The organism is Brevundimonas sp., from assembly GCF_031082345.1.
In the GTDB taxonomy this organism is placed as follows: Bacteria; Pseudomonadota; Alphaproteobacteria; order Caulobacterales; family Caulobacteraceae; genus Brevundimonas.
Genome location: NZ_JAVHLH010000182.1, coordinates 1 through 5,923 on the forward strand (window position 1 = coordinate 1; position 5,923 = coordinate 5,923).

Here is a 5,923-nt window from a genome sequence, read left to right on the forward strand (position 1 = left end):
CTCTCCCCGGGGTGGCCGTGCGTCCAACGCGCGCGGCGCTTGATGTAAACGGTTTCATCAAACACCCGCCGCCGTCCAGATGTTTCACGGGCGCCGTAACCAAAAGTGGCCGCCCGGCGTCGACGAGCCTGGCGGTCCCCGGCCCTTTTCGGTGGTGACGACGGAACGCGGGTGGTGTTCAACACCTTTGGCCGCAGGCTTTGGCCTTGGTGAGGGTTGAGCTTGACCGTCCAGATTCCCGAGTCCCGACAGGCCGCGAACGAGGCCGCCGAATGGTGGCGCGGCGCGGTCATCTATCAGGTCTATCCGCGCAGTTTCGCCGACACGAACGGCGACGGCGTCGGCGATCTGAAGGGGGTGACGGACCACCTCGACCACATCGCCTCCCTGGGCGTCGACGCCGTCTGGCTGTCGCCCTTCTTCACCTCGCCGATGAAGGATTTCGGCTACGATGTGGCCGACTACCGCGATGTCGATCCGGTCTTCGGGACCCTCGCCGACTTCGACGCCCTGATCGACAAGGCGCACCGGCTGGGCCTGCGCATCATCACCGACCTGGTCCTGGCCCACACTTCGGACCAGCACGCCTGGTTTCGCGAGAGCCGTCAGTCGCGCACCAATCCGAAAGCCGACTGGTACGTCTGGGCCGACGCCAGGGCGGACGGCTCCCCGCCGTCGAACTGGCAGTCGGTGTTCGGCGGTCCGGCCTGGACCTGGGACGCCCGGCGCGGCCAGTACTACATGCACAATTTCCTGCCGGAGCAGCCCCAGCTGAACCTGCATCGCCCGGAGGTGCAGGACGCGCTGCTGGACGTGGCGCGCTTCTGGCTTGACCGCGGCGTCGACGGCTTCCGCCTCGACGCCATCAATTTCTCGATGCACGACCCCCGGCTTAGGGACAATCCGCCCCTGCCGCCCGGCGGCAAGCGCACCCGGCCGTTCGACTTCCAGGACAAGGTCCACAACCAGTCCCAGCCCGAAATACCCGACTTCCTCAAGCGGATCCGCGCCCTCACCGACGGCTACGGCGGCCGCTTCACCGTGGCCGAAGTCGGCGGCGACCACGCCGATCGCGAGATGCAGGCCTTCACCGTCGGCGACGACCGCCTGAACAGCGCCTACGGCTTCCTCTACCTCTACGCTCCGGCCTTGAACGACCAGCTGGTGCGCCAGGGCGCCGAAGCCTGGCACGGCCGCGACGGCCAGGGCTGGCCGTCCTGGGCCTTCTCCAACCACGACGCGCCGCGGGCCGTTTCGCGCTGGGCCGGCGAGCGCGACCCCCGGGCCTTCGCCGGCATGGCCATGCTGTTGCTGATGTGCCTGCGCGGCAATGTCTTCATCTACCAGGGCGAGGAGCTGGGCCTGCCCCAGGCCGAGGTGCCGTTCGACCGGCTGGTCGACCCCGAGGCCATCGCCAACTGGCCCCAGACCCTCGGCCGCGACGGCGCCCGCACCCCCATGCCGTGGTCGGCGGACCGGCTCCACGCCGGCTTCTCGACCGCCGAGCCGTGGCTGCCCGTCGACCCCCGCCACCTCGGCCTCGCCGTCGACCGGCAGGAGGCCGATCCCGGCTCGATGCTGCATCTGACCCGGCGGCTGGTCGCCCTGCGCAAGGCCCATCCGGCCCTGGCCCGGGGCGAGATGCGGCTGATCGACAGCGCCCCCGGCCTGTTGGCGTTTGAACGCGTCCTGGACGGCGAACGCCTGCTCTGCGCTTTCAATCCGGGCGAACAGGCGATCGACTGGACGGCGCCGGCCGGCTGGCGGGTCGTCGAGGCGATCAACCTCGAAGCCGGGACCGGGAACGCCCTGCCGCCGATGGCCGCGATGGTTCTGTCAGACACGGCCGGATGACCCCGCCGTCCGGGTGCGGCGGCTCACGTTTGGTTTCCCGCCGATGGCAGGCGGGCGAGATTTGCGGCAAACCTCGCGCGTTCGCGCCGCCGCAAGCGACGCCGGGCGCGTTCGTTTTGCGTGGAGCAGGCCCCGATGTTGAACCGCCGTTCCCTGATGTCGGGGACCGCCGCCGTCTCGGCCCTGCCGGCCGTGGCCTTCGCCCGGGACGCCGCGCAGGACCCGGCCCCGACGGGCCCTCAGCCCGGCGCCGCCAGCGCCGCCTCGCCCGAGGGGGTCATCTCCGTCGAGGTGACCGCCGACAAGGACGGCTTCGTCTCGTACGCCGTCAGCCGCCTCGGCCGGCCGGTCATCGCCCCCTCCCGCCTCGGCTTCCTGCTGACCGACGCCCGCAAGCTGGAGCGCGCCTTCGGCATCCTGAGCCAGACCGTCGCCAGCCACGACGACACATGGGAGCAGCCGTGGGGCGAGCGCCGCTTCATCCGCAACCGCTACACCCAGCTGCGCGTCGAGCTGCAGGAGCGCTGGGGCCTGATGCGCCGCATGGACGTGGTCTTCCGCATCCATGACGACGGCCTCGGCTTCCGCTGCGAGTTCCCGGAACAGCCCAATCTGACCACCGTCAGCATCGGCGCCGAGCTGACCGAGTTCACCGTCGCCGATCCGGGCACGGCGTGGTGGCTGCCCGCCTTCGAGTACAACCGCGCCGAATATCTCTACAACCGGACCCCGATCTCGGCGGTCGGCGTCAGCCAGACCCCCCTGACCATGCGGCTCGACGACGGCACGCACCTGTCGATCCACGAAGCCGCCTTGGTCGACTATTCGGGCATGAACCTGCGCCGGGTCGAGGGCGGCAAGTTCCGCGCCATGCTGACCCCCGGCCTGACCAGCGCCGCCGTCGTGCGCCAGACCCCCTTCCACACGCCCTGGCGCACCATCCAGATCGCCGACCAGGCCGGCGGCCTCGTCGAATCCAGCCTGATCCTGAACCTCAACGAGCCCAACAAGCTGGGCGACGTCAGCTGGTTCAAGCCGATGAAATACGTCGGCATCTGGTGGGACATGCACCTCGACACCCGCAGCTGGAACTCGGGTCCCAAGCACGGGGCCACCACCGAATACACCCTCAAGCACATCGACTTCGCGGCCGAGCACGGTTTCGGCGGGGTGCTGGTCGAGGGCTGGAACGTCGGCTGGGACGGCGAGTGGTTCGGGACCGGCTGGGGCTACAGCTTCACCCAGGCCTATCCCGACTTCGACATCGAGCGGGTCGCCGCCTACGCCCGGCAGAAGGGCGTCGAGATCGTCGGCCACCACGAGACCGGCGGCAACGCCTTCCACTACGAGAAGCAGCTCGAGGCCGCCTTCGCCCAGATGCAGCGCTTCGGCTGGCATTCGGTCAAGACCGGCTATGTCGCCGACGCCGGCGGGGCCCATGTCACCGGCCCGGACGGCGAGGCGCATCTGGCCTGGCACGAGAGCCAGGCCATGGCCCGCCACCACCAGACGGTCGTCGAGACGGCGGCGAAATACCAGGTGGCGGTCAACGCCCACGAGCCGATCAAGGACACCGGCCTGCGCCGGACATATCCCAACACCATCACCCGTGAGGGCGCGCGCGGCATGGAGTACGCCGCCTGGGGCCAGCCCGGGAACCCGCCCGAACACGAGCCCAACCTGGTCTTCACCCGCCTGCTGGCCGGGCCGATGGACTATACGCCGGGCATCTTTGGCATGGAGACCCGCATCCCCGAGGGGGTGGCCACCACCTGGGCCAAGCAGCTGGCGCTCTATGTGGTCATCTACAGCCCGCTGCAGATGGCCGCCGACCTGCTGGAGAATTACGAGGCCAACCCCGGCCCGTTCCAGTTCATCAAGGACGTGGCCGTCGACTGGGAGGAGACCCGGGTGCTGTCGGGCGAGGTCGGCGACTTCGTCGTCATCGCCCGCAAGGACCGCAATGCCGACCAGTGGTTCCTCGGCGCCGTCACCGACGAGGCACCGCGGGTGCTGACGGCGCCTCTGGCCTTCCTCGATCCCGGCCGCCGCTACCGCGCCGAGATCTACGCCGACGGGCCCGGCGCAAACTACGCCACCCGCCGCGAGGCCATCGACATCACCACCCGCGAGGTGACCTCGGCCAAGGTCCTGACCCTGCGGCTCGCCCCCGGCGGCGGACAGGCCATCCGCTTCGTGCCCCTGGGAAGTGCCCGTCGTTGACGACCGCTGTCGACCTCAGGGCCGATAGAGAAGAAGGATGACGGACGCGACGCCCGGCGCTAACCAGACCCCATGACCGTCCAGGGCCCCGTCCTCGTCACCGGCTCGGCCGGCTTCATCGGCTTTCATACCGCCCGGCGCCTGCTGGCGCGCGGCGAGACGGTGATCGGCGTCGACAACCTGAACCACTACTACGACCCGGCCCTCAAGCACGCCCGGCTGGAGCGGCTGCAGGCCGAGCCGAACTACATTCACCACACCCTCGACCTCGCCGACCGGACCGGCATGACGGCCCTGTTCGCCGACCATTCGCCGCGCCGCATCGTCCACCTCGGGGCCCAGGCGGGCATCCGCTACAGCGTCGAGAACCCCGAGAGCTACGTCGACTCCAACGTCGTCGGCTTCCTGACCGTGCTGGAGGGCGCGCGCGCCGTCCGCGCCGAGCATCTCGTCTTCGCCTCGACCAGTTCCGTGTTCGGCGCCTCGGCCGCCCTGCCCTTCTCGGTCCAGCAGGGCGTGGCCCATCCGCTGAACGTCTATGCGGCGACCAAGATCGCCAATGAAGCGATGGCGCACTCCTACGCCTACATCTTCGGCATCCCCTCGACCGGCCTGCGCTTCTTCACCGTCTATGGCCCGTGGGGCCGGCCGGACATGGCCCTGTTCAAATTCACCCGCGCCATCCTCGAGGGCCGGCCGATCGACGTCTATGGCGAGGGGGCGATGGAGCGCGACTTCACCTTCGTGGACGACATCGTCGACGGGGTGGTGGCGGCGCTGGACGACGTCCCCGCCAGGGATCCCGCGTGGCGCGCCGAGGCGCCGGGCCAGGCGACCAGCGGCGTCGCGCCGTGGCGGATCCTGAACCTGGGCGCCGGGCGGCGCGAGAAACTCTCGCGCTACATCTCGGTGCTGGAAGAGGCCATCGGCCGCAAGGCGATCCTCAACATCCTGCCGACCCAGGAAGGCGAGATGACGCGCACCGAGGCCGACATCAGCGAGACCCGCGACGCCCTCGGCTACGAGCCGAAGACGCCCATCGATGTCGGCGTCGGTCAATTCGTCGACTGGTACCGCGACTTCTACGGCGTCTGAGACAAACGAAAGGGCGGAACCGTCGCCGGCCCCGCCCTTCGCTGTCGTCGTCGTTCGTTCGGTTACTCGACCGGACGGCCTTCGCTGTCGACCACCTGCACGTCGCCATAGCCGAGGGCGCGGATCTTCGGCTCGATCGTCGCCCGATCGCCCACGATCACCCAGGTGGTCGGGCCGCCGCCCACGATGGTCCGCGCCGCCTCGGTCGCCCGCCGGGCGTCCATGCTGCTGACCTGCTGGGCGTAGGTGTCATAGTAGTTTTCCGGCACGCCCCAGACGACCATGTTCTGGAGCTCGCCGGCGATGGCGCCGTTGGTCTCCCAGTTGCCGGCCAGGCCCTGCACCATATTGGCGCGCGCCGCCTGGATCTCGACGTCGGTCAGCGGACGCGAGCCGACCACATCGCTGAACTCGCGGCGCAGCTCGGCCATGCTCTCGGCCGTCTTGTCCGACTGCACCCCGGCGCTGACCATATAGACCCGGTCGCCGCGGCCGAAGGGCACGCCGCCCCCGGCCCCGTAGGACCAGCCCTTGTCCTCGCGCAGGTTCATGTTGATGCGGCTGGTGAAGGCCCCGCCGAGGGCGGTGTTCATCGTGTCGATGGCCGCTTCGGTGGTCGGATCGAAGGCCGGGACCGTGCGGCCCGCCAGGATGGTCGACTGCGGGCCGGCCCGGTCGACGATCAGGATGCGCGGCAGGCCGGCGGCCTCGGGGGCGTCGGCCGGGCCCGGCTTGGCCGGCATCGCCGAGG

General features: G+C 69.8%; 4 protein-coding genes. 3 read left to right on the plus strand and 1 reads right to left on the minus strand.

Annotated features, from left to right (window positions below; all coding sequences use genetic code 11):
* The first annotated feature begins 216 nt into the window (after positions 1-216).
* From RDU12_RS11495 to RDU12_RS11505, 3 genes are all read left to right on the plus strand, one after another.
* Complete coding sequence (locus tag RDU12_RS11495; protein WP_374990213.1) at positions 217-1,854, plus strand: alpha-glucosidase family protein; 1,638 nt, start codon at positions 217-219, stop codon at positions 1,852-1,854.
* Positions 1,855-1,989: 135 nt separating this feature from the next.
* Positions 1,990-4,077, plus strand: a complete 2,088-nt coding sequence (locus tag RDU12_RS11500) for a glycoside hydrolase family 97 protein (RefSeq protein ID WP_374990214.1) — start codon at positions 1,990-1,992, stop codon at positions 4,075-4,077.
* 72 nt (positions 4,078-4,149) lie between these two features.
* Complete coding sequence (locus RDU12_RS11505) at positions 4,150-5,172, plus strand: NAD-dependent epimerase/dehydratase family protein (protein WP_300292219.1); 1,023 nt, start codon at positions 4,150-4,152, stop codon at positions 5,170-5,172.
* Between the two features lie 62 nt (positions 5,173-5,234).
* On the opposite strand, the gene RDU12_RS11510 is transcribed toward RDU12_RS11505, so the two are convergent.
* A partial coding sequence (locus tag RDU12_RS11510) for an insulinase family protein (RefSeq protein WP_308684701.1) occupies positions 5,235-5,923 on the minus strand: 689 nt, incomplete at its 5' end.

Coding starts and splice junctions, on each gene's coding strand:
- RDU12_RS11500 (WP_374990214.1), top strand. CDS start 1,990: ATGTTGAACCGCCGTTCCCTGATGTCGGGGACCGCCGCCGTCTCGGCC.
- RDU12_RS11505 (WP_300292219.1), top strand. CDS start 4,150: ATGACCGTCCAGGGCCCCGTCCTCGTCACCGGCTCGGCCGGCTTCATC.